This is a genomic window from Acinetobacter sp. 3657 (genome assembly GCF_031456775.1).
GTDB lineage: Bacteria > Pseudomonadota > Gammaproteobacteria > Pseudomonadales > Moraxellaceae > Acinetobacter.
Genome location: NZ_JAVDVH010000016.1, coordinates 1 through 23,278, shown reverse-complemented (window position 1 = coordinate 23,278; position 23,278 = coordinate 1). Strand labels below are relative to the sequence as shown.

24 protein-coding genes are annotated in these 23,278 nt (G+C 41.8%); 12 read left to right on the top strand and 12 right to left on the bottom strand.

The window, feature by feature from the left end:
• Window positions 1-22: 22 nt before the first annotated feature.
• From ampC to yddG, 3 genes are all read left to right on the top strand, one after another.
• The gene (ampC, locus tag J2Y37_RS14140; protein WP_349033221.1) at window positions 23-1,210 is read left to right on the top strand and encodes a class C beta-lactamase; all 1,188 of its coding nucleotides are present in this window, start codon (window positions 23-25) and stop codon (window positions 1,208-1,210) included.
• Between the two features lie 83 nt (window positions 1,211-1,293).
• Window positions 1,294-2,574 (top strand): replication-associated recombination protein A, encoded by a 1,281-nt coding sequence (locus J2Y37_RS14135; RefSeq protein WP_349033220.1) that lies wholly within the window; start codon window positions 1,294-1,296, stop codon window positions 2,572-2,574.
• Window positions 2,574-3,476, top strand: coding sequence for an aromatic amino acid DMT transporter YddG (gene yddG / locus J2Y37_RS14130; RefSeq protein ID WP_349033219.1), 903 nt, complete (start codon window positions 2,574-2,576; stop codon window positions 3,474-3,476). The genes J2Y37_RS14135 and yddG overlap by 1 nt, the downstream gene beginning before the upstream one ends.
• Window positions 3,477-3,554: 78 nt before the next feature.
• Here the strand turns inward: yddG and purC are convergent, their stop codons facing one another.
• From purC to dapA, 3 genes are read right to left on the bottom strand one after another with little or no spacing between them, the layout of a single operon-like run.
• Window positions 3,555-4,274, bottom strand: coding sequence for a phosphoribosylaminoimidazolesuccinocarboxamide synthase (gene purC, locus J2Y37_RS14125; RefSeq protein ID WP_349033218.1), 720 nt, complete (start codon window positions 4,272-4,274; stop codon window positions 3,555-3,557).
• 37 nt (window positions 4,275-4,311) lie between these two features.
• Entirely contained in the window at window positions 4,312-4,917 is a 606-nt protein-coding gene (locus tag J2Y37_RS14120; protein WP_349033217.1) for a lipoprotein-34 precursor (NlpB), read from the bottom strand.
• A gap of 12 nt (window positions 4,918-4,929) precedes the next feature.
• Window positions 4,930-5,823 (bottom strand): 4-hydroxy-tetrahydrodipicolinate synthase, encoded by an 894-nt coding sequence (gene dapA, locus J2Y37_RS14115; protein WP_241323478.1) that lies wholly within the window; start codon window positions 5,821-5,823, stop codon window positions 4,930-4,932.
• Window positions 5,824-6,075: 252 nt separating this feature from the next.
• Between dapA and pncA the strand changes: the two genes are divergently transcribed.
• The 3 genes from pncA (at window position 6,076) to J2Y37_RS14100 (ending at window position 8,159) form a co-directional block, all read left to right on the top strand.
• Window positions 6,076-6,750, top strand: coding sequence for a bifunctional nicotinamidase/pyrazinamidase (pncA, locus tag J2Y37_RS14110; RefSeq protein ID WP_349033216.1), 675 nt, complete (start codon window positions 6,076-6,078; stop codon window positions 6,748-6,750).
• A 92-nt stretch (window positions 6,751-6,842) separates the two neighbouring features.
• Window positions 6,843-7,307, top strand: a complete 465-nt coding sequence (locus J2Y37_RS14105) for an Lrp/AsnC family transcriptional regulator (protein ID WP_349033215.1) — start codon at window positions 6,843-6,845, stop codon at window positions 7,305-7,307.
• Window positions 7,308-7,520: 213 nt separating this feature from the next.
• Entirely contained in the window at window positions 7,521-8,159 is a 639-nt protein-coding gene (locus tag J2Y37_RS14100; RefSeq protein WP_349033214.1) for a YitT family protein, read from the top strand.
• A gap of 71 nt (window positions 8,160-8,230) precedes the next feature.
• Here J2Y37_RS14100 and glmS read toward each other — a convergent pair whose 3' ends face one another.
• The 8 genes from glmS to J2Y37_RS14060 form a co-directional block, all read right to left on the bottom strand.
• On the bottom strand, window positions 8,231-10,069 hold the full coding sequence (glmS, locus tag J2Y37_RS14095; RefSeq protein ID WP_349033213.1) for a glutamine--fructose-6-phosphate transaminase (isomerizing): 1,839 nt from the start codon (window positions 10,067-10,069) through the stop codon (window positions 8,231-8,233).
• A gap of 12 nt (window positions 10,070-10,081) precedes the next feature.
• Complete coding sequence (gene glmU, locus J2Y37_RS14090; protein ID WP_349033212.1) at window positions 10,082-11,446, bottom strand: bifunctional UDP-N-acetylglucosamine diphosphorylase/glucosamine-1-phosphate N-acetyltransferase GlmU; 1,365 nt, start codon at window positions 11,444-11,446, stop codon at window positions 10,082-10,084.
• Between the two features lie 22 nt (window positions 11,447-11,468).
• Window positions 11,469-11,990 carry a phosphatidylglycerophosphatase A gene (locus J2Y37_RS14085; protein ID WP_241323483.1) on the bottom strand — a complete coding sequence of 174 codons (522 nt, stop codon included), beginning with the start codon at window positions 11,988-11,990 and terminating at the stop codon, window positions 11,469-11,471.
• Window positions 11,968-12,885 carry a thiamine-phosphate kinase gene (gene thiL / locus J2Y37_RS14080; protein ID WP_349033211.1) on the bottom strand — a complete coding sequence of 306 codons (918 nt, stop codon included), beginning with the start codon at window positions 12,883-12,885 and terminating at the stop codon, window positions 11,968-11,970. Before thiL ends, J2Y37_RS14085 begins: the two co-directional genes overlap by 23 nt.
• 15 nt (window positions 12,886-12,900) lie before the next feature.
• Window positions 12,901-13,350: a transcription antitermination factor NusB gene (nusB, locus tag J2Y37_RS14075; protein WP_005194123.1), complete on the bottom strand. Its 450-nt coding sequence runs from the start codon at window positions 13,348-13,350 to the stop codon at window positions 12,901-12,903.
• Window positions 13,351-13,353: 3 nt separating this feature from the next.
• Complete coding sequence (gene ribE / locus J2Y37_RS14070; RefSeq protein WP_004673571.1) at window positions 13,354-13,824, bottom strand: 6,7-dimethyl-8-ribityllumazine synthase; 471 nt, start codon at window positions 13,822-13,824, stop codon at window positions 13,354-13,356.
• A gap of 11 nt (window positions 13,825-13,835) precedes the next feature.
• Window positions 13,836-14,957 carry a bifunctional 3,4-dihydroxy-2-butanone-4-phosphate synthase/GTP cyclohydrolase II gene (gene ribBA, locus J2Y37_RS14065; RefSeq protein ID WP_004673570.1) on the bottom strand — a complete coding sequence of 374 codons (1,122 nt, stop codon included), beginning with the start codon at window positions 14,955-14,957 and terminating at the stop codon, window positions 13,836-13,838.
• A gap of 308 nt (window positions 14,958-15,265) precedes the next feature.
• The gene (locus J2Y37_RS14060; RefSeq protein WP_004673568.1) at window positions 15,266-16,540 is read right to left on the bottom strand and encodes a hypothetical protein; all 1,275 of its coding nucleotides are present in this window, start codon (window positions 16,538-16,540) and stop codon (window positions 15,266-15,268) included.
• Between the two features lie 81 nt (window positions 16,541-16,621).
• On the opposite strand from J2Y37_RS14060, the gene serB reads away from it, so the two are divergent.
• The 3 genes from serB to J2Y37_RS14045 all read left to right on the top strand — a co-directional run bounded on the left by serB (window position 16,622) and on the right by J2Y37_RS14045 (window position 19,209).
• On the top strand, window positions 16,622-17,842 hold the full coding sequence (serB, locus tag J2Y37_RS14055) for a phosphoserine phosphatase SerB (RefSeq protein WP_004673567.1): 1,221 nt from the start codon (window positions 16,622-16,624) through the stop codon (window positions 17,840-17,842).
• 409 nt (window positions 17,843-18,251) lie between these two features.
• Complete coding sequence (gene aciT, locus J2Y37_RS14050; RefSeq protein ID WP_004673565.1) at window positions 18,252-18,587, top strand: ciprofloxacin tolerance protein AciT; 336 nt, start codon at window positions 18,252-18,254, stop codon at window positions 18,585-18,587.
• A gap of 142 nt (window positions 18,588-18,729) precedes the next feature.
• The gene (locus J2Y37_RS14045) at window positions 18,730-19,209 is read left to right on the top strand and encodes a hypothetical protein (RefSeq protein WP_004673563.1); all 480 of its coding nucleotides are present in this window, start codon (window positions 18,730-18,732) and stop codon (window positions 19,207-19,209) included.
• 49 nt (window positions 19,210-19,258) lie between these two features.
• On the opposite strand, the gene dtd is transcribed toward J2Y37_RS14045, so the two are convergent.
• Entirely contained in the window at window positions 19,259-19,699 is a 441-nt protein-coding gene (dtd, locus tag J2Y37_RS14040) for a D-aminoacyl-tRNA deacylase (protein ID WP_004673562.1), read from the bottom strand.
• 151 nt (window positions 19,700-19,850) lie between these two features.
• On the opposite strand from dtd, the gene pncB reads away from it, so the two are divergent.
• The 3 genes from pncB to asd all read left to right on the top strand — a co-directional run bounded on the left by pncB (window position 19,851) and on the right by asd (window position 23,125).
• Window positions 19,851-21,047 (top strand): nicotinate phosphoribosyltransferase, encoded by a 1,197-nt coding sequence (gene pncB / locus J2Y37_RS14035; RefSeq protein WP_349033247.1) that lies wholly within the window; start codon window positions 19,851-19,853, stop codon window positions 21,045-21,047.
• 381 nt (window positions 21,048-21,428) lie between these two features.
• Window positions 21,429-22,277 carry a rhodanese-like domain-containing protein gene (locus tag J2Y37_RS14030; protein ID WP_349033210.1) on the top strand — a complete coding sequence of 283 codons (849 nt, stop codon included), beginning with the start codon at window positions 21,429-21,431 and terminating at the stop codon, window positions 22,275-22,277.
• Window positions 22,274-23,125 carry an archaetidylserine decarboxylase gene (asd, locus tag J2Y37_RS14025; protein ID WP_121929078.1) on the top strand — a complete coding sequence of 284 codons (852 nt, stop codon included), beginning with the start codon at window positions 22,274-22,276 and terminating at the stop codon, window positions 23,123-23,125. Before J2Y37_RS14030 ends, asd begins: the two co-directional genes overlap by 4 nt.
• Window positions 23,126-23,278 lie beyond the last annotated feature (153 nt).

Sequence of the window (23,278 nt, the reverse complement as noted above, 5' to 3'; positions counted from 1 at the left end):
TTAACTTAAAGTGAAGTAATCAATGTTAAAGTCAAAACCTTGCTCTCTATCTGCAAAAAAAGTTCTTGTACTCACAGGACTCTTATCTTGCAGTTTACCTCTTTGGGCGCAACAGTTGAGTGAGCAACAGGTCAAACAGGTGCTTGATCAACAATTTAAACCATTGTTAGAACAATATAAAATTCCAGGTATGGCCGTTGCAGTAACCTTGGACGGTCAACATTATTTCATCAACTATGGTCTGGCTTCAAAGCAAAGTAAACAAGCTGTTAGCAACGATACTTTATTTGAATTAGGTTCAGTCAGTAAAACGTTTAATGCAACCTTAGCGGGTTATGCACAGGGACAAGGGCGATTATCTTTCTCTGATCATCCTGCCAAGTATTTTCCTGAATTAAAAAATACCGCCGTCAACCGTGCCACCATACTCAACCTTGGCACTTACAGTGCGGGTGACTTCCCACTCCAGTTTCCTGATTCGGTCGTGAAACAGCAGGATATGTTGAAGTATTACCAAACATGGCAGCCGAAAAGCCAAGTAGGGACGACACGGCAGTATTCCAATCCGAGTATTGGTTTGATGGGCTATGTTACGGCTTTGGCGATGAAAAAACCGTATGCAGAATTGGTTGAGAAAACGCTTTTTCCTCAATTGGGAATGACACAAAGTTTTATCAATGTACCAGAACAGCACATGTCGAAGTACGCATGGGGATATAAAGCTGATCAAGCCATGCGTGTTTCTGCGGGTATGCTGGATGCAGAAGCCTATGGCGTGAAAAGTAGTAGTTCGGATATGCTAAAATTTCTGGATGCACAGATCAATGTGCAACAGCTGAAACAGCCCATCCGTAAAGCCATTGAAAATACCCATGTTGGTTATTTTAAAGTGGGCTCAATGACTCAAGGCTTAGGCTGGGAACAGTATGCCTATCCTGTCAAATTAGAGACGTTATTGGACGGGAATTCCAGCAAAATGGCATTGGAAAGCCATGCTGTTACCCCAATCAAACAGCCGAAGATCGCTTCACCAGCAACGTTCTTTAATAAAACAGGTGCGACCAATGGTTTTGGTGCATACGCTGCGTTTATTCCGCAACAAAAAATTGGGATTGTGATGCTCGCCAATACCAATTTCCCAAATGATGAACGCATTAAAGCGAGCTATCGAAGCATCGAACAGCTCATTCAACTGAAACAAGTTCGATAGAATGATCAGTTGATCGCAGATTCAAATTGTAGATTTGAGTCAGACACAATAGACTACGGTAAAACAGCATAAAGCCATTGATAATGTCCGATACGCATATTCCTCTACCTGAACGTTTACGTCCTCGTGACTTGTCCGAAATTATTGGACAAGATCATTTGCTCGGTGAAAATGCACCGTTACGTCAAATGATTGATCAGGGGCATCTACCTTCGATTATCTTCTGGGGGCCACCCGGCGTGGGGAAAACCACGATCGCATTATTATTGGCGCAAGCGGTAGATCGTCCTTTTATCAGCTTATCTGCGCTCAATACAGGCGTGAAAGAGCTACGTGAAGTGATTGCGGAAAGTGGTGATCTACTCAACTTGACACCTGTAGTCTTTATTGATGAGATTCATCGTTTCAATAAATCGCAACAAGATGCCTTACTCAATGCCGTAGAGAAAGGCAAGATTACCTTAATTGGTGCAACCACTGAAAATCCCTCTTTTGAGGTCAACAGTGCACTTTTATCACGCTGTCAGGTCTATACCCTCAATAGTCTGGACGCGGATGCGATTCAAACACTGCTGAACAAAGCCATTCAAAGCGATCAATTCTTAAAAGAACGTTTCATTCAAATTGAAGAATACGATGCGCTGACTCAATTTGCTGCGGGCGATGCTCGTAAAGCATTGAACCTGATTGATTTGATCGCCAGCACATTTGAGGCTGATATCGAAAATATCGTCACTGACGCCATTGTGATTAAAGTAGCGCAGCAAAATATTGCGCGTTATGACAAATCGGGTGAGCAGCATTATGATGTGGTTTCGGCATTTATTAAGTCTATTCGCGGCAGTGATCCAGATGCAACATTGTATTGGATGGCACGCATGCTCAAAGGCGGCGAAGATCCTGTTTTTATCGCGCGTCGGATGTTAATCGCTGCCTCGGAAGATATTGGCAACTCCAATCCGAATGCATTATTACTGGCAGGTGAATGCTTCCGTTCAGTACAGGCTGTGGGCATGCCAGAAGCGCGTATTATTTTAGGACAGACCGCCGTTTATTTAGCCACCAGCCCGAAAAGTAATAGCACCTATTTAGCGATTAATCGTGCTTTAGAGTTGGCTGAAAAGACTGCAAATCTACCAGTACCATTGCATTTGCGTAATGCACCAACCAAGTTGATGAAACAACAGGGCTATGGTGTGGATTATCATTATCCGCATAACTTCCCAGAACATTTTGTGTTGCAGGAATACTTGCCACCTGAGTTGAAAGGTACGAAGTTGTATGAATCAGCGCGAAATAAACGTGAGGTTGAGGCCGAACGTTTACAACAACGTCGTTGGCAGCAAGAACAACAGCAGCAGTAATGAACCCCAAAAAAGCCACACTCATTGGATTGCTTGCGATCTTCTTATGGAGCTTGATCGTTGCTTTGATCAAGGATGTCAGTAGTCATTTTGGCGCAGTGGGTGGTGCAGCACTGATCTATACGCTCGCTTCAATCTTTCTATTTGTCTCGGTTGGTTGGAGCAGCCTCAGAACATTCCCTAGAACATATTTAATTTGGGGCAGTGTTTTATTTGTGGCCTACGAAATTTGTCTATCACTTTCGATTGGCTATAGCAACACCAATAGAGAAGCCATCGAAGTGGGAATGGTAAATTATCTATGGCCCACATTTACTATGGTGGCCGCCATTGTTTTTAATCAACAAAAAGCCAATTTCCTGATCATTCCAGGCTTTATCATCTCACTATTAGGCATTTGTTGGGTCTTAGGTGGTGAGCAAGGCTTTGATGTAATAGGCATGTGGCAGAATATTCAAAACAATCCACTGAGTTATGGGTTGGCATTTATTGGAACGCTTTTGTGGGCAGCCTATTGCACACTTACCGCAAGAATTGCCAATGGCAGTAATGGCATCACCCTATTTTTTATTCTGGTTGCGATTGTGCTCTGGATTAAATATCTACTCATGGGGGGAGGTGCGTTCCAGTTTGAATGGCAAGCTTCAATTATTTTGCTGATTGCAGCCGCAGCTATGGGCTTTGGTTATGCGGCATGGAATATTGGCATTTTGCATGGCAATGTCACGTTGTTGGCTGGGGCTTCTTATTTTATTCCAGTATTTTCTGCATTTTTTGCCGCGATCCTGTTAAATACCCCACTGGGCTTATCTTTTTGGTATGGCGCTTTTATGGTGTGTTTGGGTTCGATCTTATGTTGGATGTCGACAAGGGCACAACATTCGCATGCTAAAGATGTATAAATAAAACCTAATCCTGATATGTTCTAACAGCCATAAAAAAACCAGCCGAAGCTGGTTTTTTTGACATTTCAGAGTGACTTAAAGATCGTCTAAATTAATGCCTAAACGCGTCGCCACTTCTTCATATGCTTCAACCACACCACCTAAACCTTGGCGGAAACGGTCTTTATCTAATTTTTTCTTGGTATCTTTATCCCACAAACGGCAACCATCTGGAGAGAATTCATCGCCAAGTACGATACGGTCATGGAATACACCAAACTCAAGTTTGAAATCAACCAGAATCATATTACCCGCATCAAATAATGCTTTAAGCACATCATTGACTTGGTAAGTGAGTTCTTTCATTTTTTCAAGTTGGTCAGCAGTCGCCCAACCTAAAGCAATCGCTTGAGATTCGTTGACCATTGGATCGCCAAGCGCATCATCTTTAAAGAACAATTCAAAAGTTGGTGGTGTTAACACTTTGCCTTCTTCAACGCCTAAACGACGGCACAATGAACCAGCAGCGTAGTTACGAATCACGCACTCAACAGGGATCATCTCAAGTTTTTTCACCAGAACTTCTGTTGGTGAAAGTAACTTCTTAAAATGTGTTTCGATACCCGCTTCAGCCAATTTTTCCATGATGAAGGCGTTAAAACGGTTGTTGACCTTGCCTTTACGATCTAATTGCTCGATTTTTTCGCCATTGAACGCAGAGGCATCATCGCGAAAGACTAAAATCAGGTGGTCGGCATTGTCTGTTTCATATACAGATTTTGCTTTACCAGTATAGAGCAAGGTTTGTTTTAACATGGGGGAACCTTTTTGAAAAAATATGCCTAATAAACGACTAGGCTGGCCAATTTTGGTAAATCTGGGTTAACACTTCTGTTGCAATGGCTTGCTCTGCAAAGGTTGTGTCAAGTTTGAAGAGGGCAACGGTATTGTTTGAGCCTACTGCAGAAAGCTTCAATAAATAGCTTTGTTCATTGACTTGAATCGTGGCTTCATAACCATTGTTTGATTGTGAAATCACTTTGTAGTTCAAGCTATTTAACGTTGCAAAGGTATATTGCCACGCTGCAGCGGTTGGGCCTTCCACTTTCAGTAATGGGTTTCTATTTCCATCCATCACTAACTGAGGACGACCAAGCGCGGTCATACTCTCTTCGGTATTACTCGTTTGTATTTGGATACCATCTGGACGAGGAAGTGCATAACGGTTGCCAGTTTTGTTTTCAAACGTTGGTGCATGTTCGATCGCCAATGGATCAACTGTTGGAGCAGGATACAAAGGTGTAAATGGTCTAACCGTTGCGCCCTCAGGGAATTTAAGTGGTTCAAGTGCTTCTGCCTTCTTATAATCCAAAGAATGATTATTGAGGGCAAAACGGCCACAACCAGCTAAACTTAACGCTGAAATGACTAGGACAACACCAACACGTAATTGCATCATAAATTGCTCGTATTAAATAATTCCCGCAGTTTTTAAATCTGTGCGGAGAGGTTCACGATATTGTTCTGCAAGCGGGGTCAATGGTAGGCGAATACCTGTGCTCATATATCCCATCTCATGCAAAGCCCATTTCACAGGAATTGGGTTTGATTCGCAAAACAAAATATTGTGTAGATTTGCAATTTGTTGATTCAAACTTTGTGCTTTTGCTTTATCGCCAGCCAATGCCGCTTCACAAACATCGCTCATTTGTTTAGGTGCCACATTCGCAGTAACAGAAATATTGCCTTTCGCACCGAGTAAAATCAGTTCCCAAGCAGTTTCATCATCACCTGAATAGACGGCCATTTTACCATTTAAACCTTCAATTAGCGCTTGTCCACGTGGGAGGTCGCCTGTGGCATCTTTGATTCCGACAATGTTTGGAACATCTGCAAGACGAATCACAGTCTCATTTTGCAAATCTACCCCAGTACGGCCTGGAACATTATAAAGAATTTGTGGAATATCAGCAGCTTCAGCAATTGCTTTATAGTGTTGATATAAGCCTTCTTGGGTCGGTTTATTATAATATGGTGTCACCAACAGTGCGGCATCTGCACCGAGTTCTTTTGCAGCTTTGGTGAGTTCAATCGCTTCACGAGTCGAATTTGCACCTGTGCCTGCGATAATTGGAATACGTTTATTGGCAACACGAACCACTTCTTTGATGACTTGCGTGTGTTCTTCCATGCTTAATGTAGACGCTTCGCCTGTTGTTCCAACAGCAACAATACTATGTGTGCCTTGTTGGATATGCCACTCAACAAGCTTCTCAAGGCTCTTCCAATCTACACCACCATGTTCAAACATTGGGGTAACGATTGCGACAATTGAGCCTTGTATATTTTGTGCTAGCTGAGTCATTTTAAAAAAATATCCTATTTTCCCATCCGAGATTGAAGTAATTAAAACGAAATATTGGATGGATGCAGTATTTTGATTGGTCGTTCAACAATTAAGCCACGTTGAATGACAATTATGCAAATTATGACTGATCGGAGACATAAGAACAATACGCTTTCGTTAAACTGTAAGAAACTTTAATGCATCTTTCGCTTGACTGATTTTCATCTTATAAAATAATCAGAGTTGTAGTCAGATGCTTGAGAGCAGCGTATGGTACAAAAGGAAGCTTTAGCTGGAATGTGGGATGATCAAATGCAACTACACTTGAAACATACTGCACTTATCGTGGTGGATGTACAAAATGGATTTACGCCTGGTGGAAACTTAGCAGTTGCCGATGCTGATCAGATTATTCCACTGATTAATCAACTCGCGCCAAGCTTTGAACATGTGGTGCTGACTCAAGACTGGCATCCTGAGCAGCATATTTCGTTTGCAGAAAATCACCCTAATAAAGTGCCATTTGAAACCATTGAGTTGGCTTATGGAACGCAAGTGTTGTGGCCTAAACATTGTGTACAAGGTTCGCATGATGCGGCATTCCATCCTGAGCTAAATATACCAACGGCTCAGCTCATTATTCGTAAAGGATGTCATCAGGACATTGATAGTTATTCAGCCTTTATGGAAGCTGATCGCAAGACACCGACAGGATTAAATGGCTACTTAAAAGAGCATCAAATTGACACCGTTTATATTGTGGGGATTGCTACGGATTTTTGTGTGGCGTGGACGGCTTTGGATGCGGTACATTTTGGTTTTAAAACCTATGTGGTTGAAGATGCATGTAAAGCAATAGATTTAAATGGTTCATTGCAACAGGCTTGGCAAGCGATGCTGGCGAAGGGCATTCAACGGATTCAATCCTCGGCGATTTTGCCATGAGCTTGTGAGACTTGCGCTAAAAACGTTAAACTGCTCCTCACGATACATTTTCATCGTGTATATGGCGATGTAACAGGATAACTGAGAGTTTCATGATCGAAGAACTTGATGATTTTGACCAGAAAATTATTCATCATTTACAATTAAATGGTCGTTTGGCCAATCAAGAATTAGCTGAATTAGTTGGGTTGTCGACTTCACAATGTTCACGTCGTCGAATTTATCTTGAGCAGAAAAAAATAATCACAGGCTATTATGCTCAGGTTGCTTTATGCGCTGATCCAGCCCCAATCATGGGTATTATTGAAGTAAAGTTGCAGAATTATAATGATGCAACCCATGATCGCTTTGTGGACTTTCTTTTACATGAGCCTGCGGTCAAAGATATTCATAAGTTGACGGGGAGTTATGATTTTGCACTCAAGGTTGCGGTTAAAAACTTAGATGAGATGGTCAAGCTGATTGGGATTTTGTCGTCGAGTGATTTTGGTGTCAGTAATTTAAATACGTCAATTGTCTTGGAAAAACTTAAAGAGAATGGGATTGCAATGAAATAAAAATAGCAGGCAATGACATGAAATCAGTACAAAACAGTCTTTTGCATTAAGATAGGGCAGTACATGTTAAAATCATTATTCTGAATATAAATTGCATTTATGACGAAAATATAAGAATAAATTGCGAAAAAATAATAAAAATGATCAAATATGCCATGTCTTTCCTTGAAAGATCTCTCTCCCTTTGTTGTTCTCCTGTTGAGTTGTACCGTTATGAATACCGATCAAAATGTATCTTTGGTAAGTCCTGTCACGCCTGTGATCGAACAACACTCAAAGATTGAAGATGCATTGGCGATGTTGATTGGAACATTTATCTTGTCTTTTGCCATGGTGCTATTGAAGCAAGCAGGGATTATGACGGGTGGAACAGCGGGCTTATCTTTGTTGATTCATTACATTACCGACATTCAGTTTGGTATTTTATTTTTTCTGATCAATATTCCATTTTATTATTTTGCTTATAAGAAAATGGGGCTTGCCTTGGTGCTCAAGACCTTTATTGCCGTGGCGTTATTGGCAGGTTTTACTGAAACCATTCCTCATTTTGTTCAGCTCTCAACGGTGCATCCGATTTATGCGACTGTTTTTGCTAATGTGTTGATGGGCGTGAGTTTTTTGATTTTGTTTCGCCATCGCTCAAGCTTGGGTGGAATCAATCTACTGGTTCTTTATTTACAAGAACGTTTTAAGATTCCAGCAGGAAAGGCGCAGATGGGGATCGATGTGATGATCTTGTTGGTGTCATTATTTTTTGTGGATTGGAAGTTAATTTTGATTTCAATTTTTGGTGCGGTGATTCTAAATTCGATTATTTTACTGAATCATAAAACCAGTCGTTATGTAGCTTAGTATTTTTTTAGATTTTTTTTGCAGCTTGATAAAAACAGAAGGAGGCTTAAAGCCTCCTTCTATCTGTTTGATTACTCTACAGTAACGCTCTTGGCGAGATTACGTGGTTGATCGACATCGGTCCCACGTAATACTGCAACATGGTAAGACAACAGTTGCACAGGAATACTGTAAACAATTGGTGCTAACCATTCATTGATCGTTGGAATATGCACGACATGTTGACGATCTTTGCCTTGAATGCCGCTATTTTCATCCGCAAACACAAACAATTCGCCACCACGCGCTTGTACTTCTTCCATATTCGATTTTAATTTATCGAGCATTTCATCTTTTGGCGCTAAAATCACGATTGGCATTTCATTGTCCACTAACGCCAGTGGTCCATGTTTTAACTCGCCCGCAGCATAGCCTTCGGCATGGATATATGAAATTTCTTTCAGTTTCAACGCACCTTCAAGCGCGATTGGGAAATGGGTACCACGGCCTAAGAATAAGCAGTGATTTTTCTCAACAAACAGTGTGGATAAACGTAAGATTTCGGTATCACACTGTAATGTGTCTAAAATGACTTTCGGACAGTGCCACAATGCCGCTATGATTTCAGTGAGTTGTGCCGCAGAAAGCTGTTGCTTGACTTGTCCTACTTTGAGGATCAGTAACATCAATGCCGCAAGCTGTGTGGTGAAGGCTTTGGTTGATGCAACCCCAATTTCAGGGCCTGCCAACGTCAATAAATGATGATCTGTCTCACGAACCATTGATGAGGTAGCAACGTTACAAATCGTCATGGTACTAATGTCGATATTTTGCGCTTTCGCACGTTTTTGTATTTCACGTAATGCCGCTAAAGTATCTGCTGTTTCGCCTGATTGAGAGATACAGAGATATAAAGTATTTGCGACAATGACAGGATTGCGATAGCGGAATTCGCTGGCAATCTCAATTTGACAAGATACCCCAATCAACTGCTCAAACCAGTATTTTGCGATCATCCCCGCATGGTAGCTGGTACCACAGGCAATGATTTGTACTTGTTGAATTTTACTAAAATCTGCATTGGCCTGGCTGAGGAAATCTTCGCGCAGGGTGTTGCCATTCAATGCTTGAGAAATGGTTTGCTGCATCGCTTCAGGCTGCTCATAAATCTCTTTTAGCATGAAGTGCTTATATGCGCCTTTGGATACATTGCTTACGGTTGCATCCAGTTCTTTTACAGGACGTTCAACAGCCTCACCATTAACAAAAACCTCAATACTGCTACGTGTTAAACGTGCAATATCACCTTCTTCTAAATAAACGAAGCGATTGGTGACAGGTAATAATGCCAATTGGTCTGAGCTAATAAAATTCTCGCCAATTCCCACACCGATGACAAGCGGTGAACCTTCACGTACAGTAATGAGTTCATCTGGATGTGCAGTGTGAATAATGCCCAACGCATACGCGCCTTTAAGCTGAGGTGTAACCTTTTGTACCGCTTCTAATAGGCTATCCGTTTGTTTCAGTGCGTCATTGACCAGATGTGCAACCACTTCAGTATCGGTCTGAGAGCTAAACACATAGCCTTGTGCTTGTAATGCATCCTTGAGTTCTTGGTAGTTTTCAATAATACCGTTGTGAACCACTGCAACATTACCTGATACATGTGGGTGAGCGTTGTTCTCAGTCGGTTTGCCGTGAGTCGCCCAACGCGTGTGTGCAATCCCGATATTACCCGTTAATTTTTGTTCAGAGACCGCTTCATCTAAATTGGCGACTTTTCCTACGCGGCGTTCACGTAAGATTTTTTGATTATTTAATAATGCTAAACCTGCCGAATCGTAACCACGATATTCGAGACGTTTAAGACCTTCAATGAGAATATCGGTTACACAACGTTCAGCAACGCCACCAACAATACCACACATAATTTTATCCTCTTATTTTTTCAACTTCTGGGGACGTTGATAATTCGCTTTTTCAAACTGCTTAGATCGTTCGACTGCTAAACTATGCCCAGCTACATCTCGGGTTAGGGTTGAACCAGCACCAGTGGTAGCACCTTGACCAATTTTGATCGGTGCAACGAGTGAGTTATTGGTGCCAATAAAGACCTGATCTTCAATGATGGTCCGATGTTTATTTGCACCATCATAATTACAGGTAATCGTGCCAGCGCCGATATTACAATCCGCACCGATATCCGCATCACCTAAATAGGTGAAGTGGTTGGCTTTAGAACCCTGACCGATATTCGAGTTTTTAACCTCAACAAAGTTACCAATATGCACCTCATTGGCCAATTTTGCACCGGGGCGTAGACGAGCAAAAGGCCCGATCTGTGCATTTTCACCAACAACCGCATTTTCAAATACACTATAAGCTTGAACTTGGGTGCCCGCAGCAATACGTGTATTTTTTAAAATACATCCTGCACCGAGCTGGACGTTATCGCCAAGTTCGCAGTCACCTTCAATGATAACATTGACATCAATCAGTACATCTTGACCACAGATCAAGCGACCACGCAAATCGAAACGACTTGGATCAATCAAATGCACACCTTGTTGCATCAGCTCTTTGGCTTGTTGTTGCTGAAATTGGCGCTCTAGGGTTGCAAGCTGTAAACGATCATTGACACCCTCAACTTCAAATGCCAATTCAGGTTGAATAGATGCAATTTCTAAACCATCAGCAACCGCCATCGCCACAATATCGGTCAGGTAATATTCACCTTGTGAATTGTTGTTGGATAGTTTTGGTAACCATTGATGCAATTTGGCATTACTGACACAGTAAATGCCCGTGTTAATTTCTTGAATTTGACGCTGTTCTTCATTCGCGTCTTTATGTTCAACAATCGCTTGAATCTTTCCTGCTTGGCGAACGATACGACCATAGCCTGTTGGATTTTCAACATTGAGCGTGATCATGCCAATGCCAGATTGACTGGAGGCCTCAAGCAGTTGCTCAAGGGTGCTTTGACGAACCAAAGGCACATCGCCATAGAGAATCAAAGAAACGCCATCTTGAGGTAAAACGGGCAAAGTCACTTGAACGGCATGGCCTGTTCCAAGTTGTTCGGCTTGTTCAACCCATTCAATTTGTTCTTCAGCAAAGCTTTGTTTGACCAGTTCTCCACCATGTCCATAAATGGTAATAATATTTTGAGCCTGTAGCTTTTTTGCTGTTTGAACTACATGACCGAGCAGTGGACGACCCGCGAGTGGTTGTAATACTTTTGGTCGTTGTGAACGCATGCGCGTTCCTTTCCCTGCTGCAAGAATAATAACTGTTGTTGACATGATTAACTCTAATATCAATAGCTTAAGTTAGAAAATAAAAGTGAATAATAAAAATACAAAGCGCTGCCCAAATTCCAGCAATGATGTCATCTAGCATGATGCCTAGACCACCAGACACTTTTTGGTCCACCCAATTGATTGGGAATGGTTTCCAAATGTCAAAGATGCGGAACAAGATGAATCCGACCAGAACCCAGAGCCAATTTAGTTGTTGTAAATACAGTAAAGGTAGTAAGGCGATGGATTGGCCAGCAAACTCATCCCATACAATACGGCCATCATCATGTACATTGAGGACTTTGGCGGTATGTCCACAGATATAAATGCCGATCAGCGACATCAATAAAACCACCACAATACTTGCCGATAAACCAAGATATAGCCAAAGTGGGACAAACAGCAAGGCGAAAGCTGAACCAAAAGTACCCGGTGCTTTAGGACTGAGACCGGAACCAAAGCCAACACCACAGAAAACGATGCAGCGGTTATACCAAGTCATTTGATTGAAGCGAATGGGTGGTTTATGCAAAGTGTTGGTATCCATGAACATCCAATGGGTAAATCTCGCCCATATACTCAAATAGCAATCCAGTTTGCTGGGCAATTTCGCCGATTATTGTAAGCGGAACATCTAAGTGTTGTCGCAACAGTTTCTCATAATTTTGCGGTGATATTGTAAAGCATAGTTCGTAATCATCGCCACCAGCCAGCGCATAATGCCAAGCTTGCCGCATATTTTGTTCTTTTAGTGATTTATCTATCGGTAGCTGATCGAGCAATAATTTAGCACCGCACTTGGATGCTTTAAGAATATGACCAAGGTCTTGTGCAAGTCCATCTGAAATATCAATCATGCTGGATGCCAAGCCTTTGAGCTGTTGTCCTAAATGACAACGTGGCGTTGGATAGTCGAGGCGTTGTTGTAGAGGATGACCTAAATGTTGTAATCCGTAGGCAGCATCACCGAGTTGACCACTAATACATATATAATCGCCGACTTGCGCACCAGATCGAGTAATCGCTTGACCGTGTTCAATCCAGCCGAGTGCAGTCACACTGATCGTCAGTTGCGTACTCTGAGTAGTATCACCACCAATCAATGCAACCCCAAATTGGTCACAGCAGTCAAATAGCCCACGGCTAAATTCGGCTAACCAATCATGGTCGATCGTCGGAAGGCTTAAAGCAAGTAAAATACTATGTGGTTTTGCACCCATTGCAGCCAAGTCAGATAAGTTGACGGCCACACTTTTCCAGCCAATGGCGTGGGCTGAGGTGTCTAAGGGGAAATGCCGACCCGCAACAAGTGTATCTGCACAGATCACTAACTGTTGTGAGGGTGGTGGGGTAACAATGGCTGAGTCATCACCGATGCCTAAACTGACATCAAGCTTTGATGTGCGTTTAAAATATTGATCAATGATCGAAAACTCAGCCATAGAACATCAAGCCTATTATTTTGCTTGCTGTTTTTCAGCTTCACGTAATTTTGATGATAAACGGTCTAATACACCATTGATGTATTTATGACTATCAGCACCACCAAAGTGTTTTGCTAATTCAATTGCTTCATCCAGCACCACACGATACGGAACTTCGAGGTGATCTCGAAGTTCATAAGCACCGAGTCGTAACGTTGCAAGTTCAACACCATCCAGTGCGTTTAACTCACGGTCAAGGACTGGAATAAGTAACTCATCTAAAGCGTCATGTTGAGCAACCACTTGCGTGAGCAATTCATGGTAATAGTTAAGGTCAACTTTATGCATGGCATTTTCGACACGGGTACGTGCTTCAATTTCATGGACAGGATTATGACTCATTTGCCATTCATAAATTCCTTGTACAGCAAAACGACGTGCTTTGCGTTTCGCTGCATAAGCGGCCTGAAGTGTTTGCGACATGCTTTAAATTGCCTTTAATAAGTTAACCATTTCGATTGCAGTAAGTGCAGCTTCGCTACCTTTATTACCTGCTTTCGTACCAGAACGTTCAATTGCTTGTTCAATGCTATCCGTTGTCAAGACACCATTGATCACCGGCATTGTGCTTTCAAGTGCAACAACGCCTAAGCCTTTGGCACATTCACCTGCAACGAAGTCAAAGTGTGGTGTACTACCACGAATCACCGCACCTAATGCAATAATCGCATCAAAGTTTTTTGATGCAGCGAGTTTTTTCGCAACAATAGGCAGTTCCCATGCACCCGGTGCATGAATCACGGTGATGGCTTCTTCTGAAACGCCATGGCGTTTTAAAGTGTCGATAGCACCTTCAAGTAAATGTTCAACCACAAAGCTGTTGAAACGACCCACTAAGATCGCATAGCGACCTTCGCTTGCGAGATGTAATAAACCTTCAATTCGGCGAATTGCCATAGCAACCTCGATTATTTTGCTGTGATTTGATCGGCAGTGATGTATTCCACGACCTCTAAATTAAATCCTGATAGGGCATTGAAACGAAGTGGAGAACTCAACAACTTCATTTTTTCAACGCCTAGATCACGTAAAATCTGTGCGCCTACACCAATGGTTTGATATTGATGTGAAAGTGCAGCATTTGATTTGAGCGGTTTTGGTTGATTTAACTGATCGAAAGCATGACCCAAATCTTGTAAATGGTCCTGACCGATCCAAACTAAAACGCCACGTTCGCTTGCTGCAATGGTTTTAAGGGCAAGATCTAAATTCCAAGCAGAAGAACCATCTGCTTTATTTAGCTTTAACAAGTCACGAATTGGGCTGAAACCATGTACTCGGACAGTGGTCACACCTTGCTTTGGTTCGCCTTTGACTAAAGCTAAATGAATATCTGGATTACCAAGCTCACGGTATTTATACAGTTCAAATGTACCATATTCAGTTTGTATACTTTCTTGTGACAGACGTTCTACCGTTTGTTCATTGGTCATACGGTAGTGAATCAGATCTGCAATGGTTCCAATTTTTAAACCATGTTTTTCAGCAAAGATTTCCAAATCCGCACGACGTGCCATGGTGCCATCATCATTGATAATTTCACAAATGACAGAGGCAGGTTCTAAACCTGCAAGTCGAGCCAGATCACAACCTGCTTCGGTATGTCCAGCACGATGAAGTACACCGCCCGGTTGAGCCATTAATGGGAAAATATGACCTGGTTGTACAATATCACTTGGTTTGGCATGTGCAGCAACTGCAGCGTGAATGGTATGGGCACGTTCAGCCGCAGAAATTCCAGTGCTAATGCCTTCCGCCGCTTCAATTGAAAGCGTAAAGTTGGTTGCATGCTGTGCGCCGTTTTGGTCAACCATCAGCGGGAGGTTGAGTTGTTTACAGCGTTCGCGACTCAGGGTCAGGCAGACCAAACCACGTGCATGGGTGATCATGAAGTTAATATCTTCAGGACGCACATGCGTCGCAGCGATGACTAAATCACCTTCATTTTCACGATCTTCGTCATCCATAAGAATGACCATTTTGCCTGCACGAATATCTGCGACAAGCTCTTCAACACAACTTAGCGGCATTCGTTTTCACCTTTTTGCTGCCTTTTAAGGCACTAGTATTCGATAAATCTGACATAGTTTAACGCATTTTAAAAAATTTCGCCTGTGCTTCTTAGCGGCTGTTGATATTTCACCTTAGGAGCTATAGCGCTCATTGCAGCAAAAAAAATATTTCTGTCATCGAGCTTCGCCTTGCGCTGCGATCAAAGCAGTGCTTTGCTCTTGCTCAGGTATTGTAAAACGAACAAGACTTTGCGTCAGGGGAGGCGCAAAGTCTTGAATGATGGCGGATAAAACGAGATGACAGTTCTTTATATGAAGTATGCGTATTAAGATTCTGTCGCAGCTTTGGCTTTTTTCCCCATCAGGATTTCAGTACGTATCGTTTGTGCCAAGGTCGCACATTCTTCATTCATACCATTAATCATAAAAGCATGACGCGTCATGATATTGCTTGGATTCGGCATCGCAACCAATTCATAGCGATGTTGAACGGTTTTGAGCTGATCGTGGTTGAGGTGTAAGGCCGCTTCTTTGGCATGTAAATGTTGGGTTAAACGTTTTGCGGCTTCGATTGCATCCAGTTGCATTGCATCAACAGCGCTAGCAACAGCACCACGGGTTTGTAGCGCAAAGCGTTTATCTTCACGATAGCGTTTGTAAAGCACTTCGGCCAATAACTGGAATACCGCACCAACCATCATCAAACATTCTAGTGCATGTGGTTGTTCCGAGGTGGTCGATAAGGTTGCACCTTCGGCATTGAACTCTTGTACCACGCAAATTTGAGCTGCATCGATTTGATAATGCTTGGCGCAGAGATCGATACTTTTATCTAAGAACAATTGGCACAATTTGAAATAAGGCACCGAAACAGACTGGTTGACACTATTTAAAAGCTGCTTTGGATCATAAAACTGAATATTGAGCGCCAAAGCTTGATGATTCATTTGAGATGGATCTATTGGCGTTTTTTCAACACGCGGTTTGGCTTGTGCTTTGGTTTGTTGTTGCGCTTGAGCCACTAAGGTGATGGTATTTTGTTTTTCGAGCGCAAGTGCTTGGGTTAAACGCTGGATCTCATGTTTAAGATGATTTTCTTGATTGATACGCGCTAGGTATTCACTGCGTGTTGGTCGAGCAATGACACGATAAGCCAACCAAATGAGGAAATGTATAAATAAGGATGCAAAGATCGCCAACCATTGGGTACGTAGGATTTCACCAATACTGGCTTGGATTAAGGTAATTTCAACCGTTCCAACTTTCTTTTCATTTTGCAATGCATCACGGACGAATACTTCGCCTTGACGTGTTTTGGCCATGCCGCTGGTCGCCAGCACTTGCTGATTTGCATTCAAAATACGAATCGATGCAACGCTTGGATTGGTGGCATAACGATTGGCAACCAATGCCAGTGAAACAGTATTGGCGGGTTCCAGTTCTGCAAGACTATCTGCCACCAGCTGACTGGTCATCAGCTGTCCTTGGCTGGCGCGATTTTCATTGAGTTGATGAGTCGTTGCAATCACCAATAAAAAGGTATGCAATGCAAAACTTACGATCAGTAGGCTAGCAAATAGCCCTTGGCGAGGCGCATTCAAGTTAAATTTCCAAGGCAAATAGATTCATGGGTTATGCTATGATTCTTACACAATAGTTGTCGCTCAAACACGAGTCAATTCATGCGAGAAATCATTCTTATATCCTTTTTAGGACCAGATCAACCGAATCAGTTTACTCGATTAATGCAAGTACTATCCGTACATTCTTTGCAAATACTCGATGTTGGACAGGCCGTTATCCACAATCAACTCACTTTAGGGATTGTTGTTGCTTCGGATAATGAGACTGCAACTGCATTAGCAATGAAAGAGATCCTGATTTTAGCACATGATATTGGCTTAACTGTTCGATTTAAACCAATCTCCAACGCAGAATATGAGCAATGGGTCAGTGAAGGTGGTAGAACACGTTATATTGTCACAGCGCTTGCGCCAGAATTAACCGCAGAACACTTGCAAGCCGTCACAAATATTGTGTCAGGTCAGGGCTTTAATATCGAAACAGTTACCCGACTGTCAGGTCGTTTGGCTTTAGAAGAAGAAAGTCATTTTCCTCGTCGTGCCTGTGTGCAGTTTGGTTTAAGTGGCCAAATGCTAGATGCACAAGCCATGCGTGCTGCCTGTTTAAGTTTATCTGGCGAATTGAATATTGATGTCGCAGTGCAAGAAGACAATGCTTATCGCCGTAATCGTCGTTTAGTCTGCTTTGATATGGATTCAACCTTAATCGAGCAAGAAGTGATTGATGAAATCGCCTTAGAAGCGGGTGTAGGCGCACAAGTTGCTGAAATTACAGAGCGTGCTATGCAAGGTGAATTAGATTTTCAACAAAGCTTTCGTGCTCGCGTTGCTTTATTGAAAGGTTTAGATGCTTCGGTTCTACCTAAGATTGCAGAACGTTTGACTATTACTGAAGGTGCTGAACGCCTGATTACGACATTAAAATCATTGGGTTATAAGACTGCGATCTTATCTGGTGGTTTTCAGTATTTCGCTGAATACTTGCAAGAAAAACTTGGAATTGATGAAGTTCACGCCAATATCTTAGATGTACAAGATGGCATCGTCACAGGTGAAGTCCAAGGCGCAATCGTTGATGGCGCACGTAAAGCTGAATTGTTACGCCAATTGGCTGAACGGATGGGGATCTCACTTGAACAAGCGATGGCGGTAGGCGATGGCGCCAATGATTTACCGATGCTTTCGATCGCTGGGCTAGGGGTTGCCTTCCGCGCGAAACCGTTGGTGCGTCAAAATGCCAATCAAGCCATTTCTAGTGTGGGTTTGGATGGGGTGCTGTATCTATTAGGAATGCACGATAAAGATCTGAATCGTGCTTAAACACAGTGATAATTGCATTAAAATGGTGCCGCTTTTTGAGCGGCACTGTGCATTTTTATCCTGTCTTTTTTTCTTCATATTTATGTCTAAATGTATAGAAAAACAACGATAAAAAAATTCAGAAAAAAGTTTTTATACATCTGAATTGAGGTCTATTTTTTTGTAATGACACGCTGCAATTGATGCTATATGGAAATTCAGGACTTTTGTAATTTAAAAAAATGTAATGACAAAAGCATATTGCGACAGCTTGTGTCGTGTGGTTAATTTCAGGCTCTTTTTTTCTAAAAAAAACACTCCATAATGCTTAAAGACGCAAATGCAATACGAAGTACTGTTAGAGATACAGAACAATTATGATGAGGTCTGAACAAGAATACAGACCATCTTTTTTAAGACGGAGGTTCCTATGGAAGCAGCGAATTTCACCATGTGGGTTGGATTTGGCTTAATCGCTGTCGCAGTTATTGCTGTTTTCTTTTCTCCTTATCGTCGTTGGTTAGGTTTTATGTTGGCAGGTATGCTCTGTTGGGGACTGTTAGAAGTGGTACGCTTTGGTGTGCAAACCATCTTCGAAATATCAGTCGCTTATAGTTATCTGACGGCCCTGAGCCTCGCGATGGTGACGGTTACATTTATCCTTTTACGTGAAGACAAACAAGCACAAAAACAGTTAGCAAATCGTCAGTATATTGAACATACACCAGTATATAAGGACGATCAGCAACAATGTTCTAGCCGATAATTTATAATAATTTGAACAACAACAAAGGCATGCTCAGCATGCCTTTGTTGTATTCTGTGACAAAGCTTTTACCGACCTTTCTACAATTGTGCTAGGATACGGATTGTCTTAATTTCCACCATATACTGTAGGCATAAATGTCATGAAGCTTTCTTCTTTACCTGTGGTTAAGCTACCTATTGTTGATGTAAGTACTGATCCACTTGATTTGTTAGTGGCAGGTTTGGCGTTACGTATGAAGCAATTAGCACGTACTAGCCCGAAGTTTATTGAGTTGGTACATGATCGCGAATTCCGTATTCAAATCGGAACTGATCTAGGATTGGCGCGTCAAATCCTTGTGAACCATGGCAAGATTGAGACAGTTGCAGGTAGCCCAGAAAAAGCTGATTTTATTTTACAATTTGCTGATAGTGAGCAAGGTGTAAAAACGTTAGTGAAAGGTGATCCAACTGCGTTCATGACTGGGATGCAAGATGGCAGTATTAAAATGGAAGGTGATTTTAGTTTGTTGGTGTGGTTCAACCAAGCTGCGAAATTAATTCCACCTAAAGTGCCAAAACCTGTAAAACAGAAGCTTCGTCAAGTTCGTGCATTTATTAAAGAAAAAACGGGCAGATAAAAAAGCTATAAAAAAACGCCCAATTTGGGCGTTTTTTTATTGTTTGGAATTATTCGATTTCTAAGTTAAAAGTCACTGGACCATCATTGATTAAGTGCACTTTCATATCCGCTGCAAAAACCCCTGTTTCAACCTGTTCAAATTGTTGACGGCTATACTCAACCAATTGTTCATACAGCGCTTTGGCTTCAGTCGGTGGCATAGCAGGTCCAAAATCGGGTCGTAAGCCTTTTTGGGTTTGTGCCATGAGGGTGAATTGAGATACCAATAAAATCCCACCCTTGGCTTGGCTGACATTCCAGCCCATTTTGCCTTGTTCATCATCAAAGATTCGATATTTTAGAATCTTATCAATCAACTTTCGCCCTTTCTCTAAGGTATCTTCTTTACCGAGGCCTAAAAACACCAATAAACCGTGTTGAATCTCACCAGTCGTTTGACCGTCAACTACAACTTTGGCTTCGAGGACTCGTTGAATAACTGCGCGCATAACATTGAAAGAGAATTGAAAAAAGACAGGAGATTTTAGCAGAGAAGCTTGATTAAAAAGTGACTTTGCAGCAAAAGTCTACTATCCAACAGCAGCGCTTTGGTTGTATAACGAGATATATTTGCAAAAGAATGGGTTAAAACCAGCACCTATGTCTGCCATTATTCGATCTTTACTCGACACCGACTTATATAAATTCACCATGTTGCAAGTGGTGTTACATCAGTTTCCGCAAACGCATAGTGTTTATTTATTTCGTTGTCGAAATTTAAAAGATACGGCTTATCCTTTGGCAGAAATTTTAGCTGATTTAAATCATCAACTGGATTTGCTCTGCGATTTGAAATTTGCAGAAGATGAGCTGCAATATTTACGTTCATTGCGTTTTATCAAAAGTGATTTCGTTGATTATCTAGAACTATTCCAACTGAAACGTCGTTTTATTCAGGCCAGTGTTGATGACGCTGGGCGTTTAGATATTCGAATCGAAGGACCCATGGTCCAAGCGATGATGTTTGAGATTTTTGTCTTGGCCATCGTCAATGAACTGTATTTCCGCCGTATTCGTCATGATGATGTTTGGGTTGAAGGTGAGCGTCGGTTACAGCAGAAGTTGATTCAGTTGCAACAGTATGCTGAATTACAACAAGAAAATGATCCACCCTTTTTGGTTTCAGATTTTGGAACACGTCGCCGTTATAGTTTTGAATGGCAGAAGCATGTGGTACAAGCGTTTCATACTGCTGCACCAACCGTATTCCGTGGAACCAGTAATGTGCTGTTAGCTAAAGAACTCGGTATTAGCCCCATCGGAACCATGGCACATGAGTTTTTACAAGCCTTTCAGGCATTGGATGTGCGATTACGCAATTTCCAGAAAGCGGCGCTAGAAGCATGGGTACAAGAGTATCGGGGAGATCTTGGTATTGCCTTGACCGATGTGGTCGGTATGGATGCATTCTTGCGTGATTTTGATTTGTATTTTGCCAAGTTGTTTGATGGCTTGCGCCATGACAGTGGTGATCCGTATGAGTGGGGCGACAAAGCTTATGCTCACTATCGTAAATTAAAAATTGATACCAAGACCAAGATGCTGACCTTTAGTGATGGTCTTGATTTAGAAAAGGCATGGTTATTACATCAGTATTTTAAAGATCGTTTCCAAGTTAGTTTTGGAATAGGAACCAATCTGACCAATGATATGGGGCAGACACCGTTGAATATTGTGTTGAAATTGGTGGAGTGTAATCGCCAATCTGTAGCCAAAATCTCGGATAGTTCAGGTAAAACCATGAGTGATAACGAGACGTTCTTGGCGTATTTGCGTCAGGTGTTTGAGATTGAATAAAATAAAAGTTAATTTCTCATTCAGATTATTGTGACTGCTGTTTATTGCTAAGCATGATTTAAATATTAGGATAAACCTTCGGTTCGACCTACTTTTCTTTTGGGAAAAGTAGGCAAAACCATTTGTTTGGCTGATGATACTTCCTTGTATCACAGCCAAACGAGCGGCATCCATGCCGCCGTCTCGATAGTAAATATCAGATTAGATTTTTAAGAGTGAGTATTGTTTTATTTTTTAGTGGAATTAAGTTATTAAATAAAAAAGAGGTTCTCTTAGCCCATATCTCCTTTCCAGCTCAATGAATGCAAAAAATCAGACGAAGATAAAAAGTGAGCTATGCTAAAATCAATCACAATGCTGTGATCACAAGATTCCATAACAATGACTGACATTGATTTTAAACTCGGTTTACTGATTGAACCTGAACAACTTGTTCCGCATTTAGGGCATGAATTGATTCGTGTGATTGATTTAAGTCGGGCATCGGTTTATGAACAGTTGCATATTCCCCATGCGATTCATTTACAGCCTAAATATTTAGTTGCGCAAAATGAACAAGCCAATGGTGTATTGCCCGATGTAGAGGGTTTAAAAGCCTTAATTGAAAAATTAAATATTTCACCTCAGCATCATGTAGTGGTTTATGACGATGAAGGCGGGGCTTGGGCAGGGCGCTTGATCTGGAATTTACATTGCCTTGGGTTTACTCGCACCAGTCTAATCAATGGCGGCATTCACGCTTGGTTAGGTGCAAGTTTGCCAACGACCACTGACGTTGAAACAGTTATTCCTGTTCGCGAACGTGTACAGGTGGATTTGAATGCTGTGCAACAACACCGTATTGAATACAATGAATTATTAGCACAGGTTCAAGAACACAATATTCAGTTGTGGGACTGTCGTAGCCATGAAGAATATACAGGTCTGCGTTTAGCTGCGCGACGCGGCGGTCACATCCCAAATGCAATGCATTTTGAGTGGAGTACTGCCCTTAATCGTGAAAATCATCTAAAATTACACTCGCTTGAACGCACTCAACAACGTTTAGAGCAATTAGGCTTTGATTTACAACAACCTGTCGTGGTGTATTGTCAGTCGCATCACCGTTCAGGCTTGGCGTATATTTTGGCGAGATTGCTCAATTGGCAAGTCAGAGCCTACGATGGTGCGTGGAGTGAATGGGGCAATCGCCTCGATAGTCCTATTATTTCAGGGGAGTCACCGTCTTGAGTTTTGCAGCAGATTTAAAAAAACAATTCTTTATCAAAGCACAAAATTTAGTACCGCAACATCAGCTCAGTCGTGTTATTGGCAAGGTTGCCGCAAGTGAAAATGTTTTGGTGAAAACTGCTGTTATTCAAGCATTCAAAGCAAAATATGGTATTGATATGAGTATTGCTGAGCAAAGCAATGCCTTGCAATACAAGTCTTTCAATGAATTTTTTACCCGTGCCTTAAAAAATGGTGTACGTGGTGTAGATGAGCGAGCAGATAGTGTTGTTTGCCCTGCGGATGGTGCGATTTCACAGCTTGGTAAAATTGAAGCGGGTGATATTTTTCAAGCCAAAGGTCAGAGTTTTTCTGTTGAAAAATTGATTGGTGATCCGCAATTGGCGAAGCCATTCCATGAAGGTCAATTTGCGACTGTTTACTTATCACCTAAAGATTATCACCGTGTGCATATGCCATTGGCAGGCACATTGACGGAAACCTTATATATTCCGGGTGAATTATTTTCAGTGAACCAAGTGACTGCGGAAAACATTCCTGGTTTATTTGCGCGTAATGAACGCATGGTGTGTTTATTTGATACTGAGCTTGGTCGTATGGCTGTGGTTTTAGTGGGTGCAATGATTGTGGCAGGGATTGAGACTGTTGCAACAGGTAAAGTAAAACCTACAGGTCGTGTTGAGTTACAACATCATCAAATGAAACTTGAGAAAGGCGCAGAACTTGGCCGTTTCTATCTCGGTTCAACCGCAGTGGTATTGTTTGAAAAAGACAAGATGGTGTGGGAAGAACAATTTAAAGCCAATTCGGCTGTTGTGATGGGTGAGCGGTTGGGTCATTCGGTTTAAGTTTTAAAATTAAATTATAAAAAGCCCCTTAAACTCATTAAGAGGCTTTTTTTACATATTTCGCATAAGGCGTATTATGTTAATTTTAGAAATACTTATAAAAGGTCAAAAGCTGAAAAAAAGATGATATAAACAATAAAAATAAAACCAACA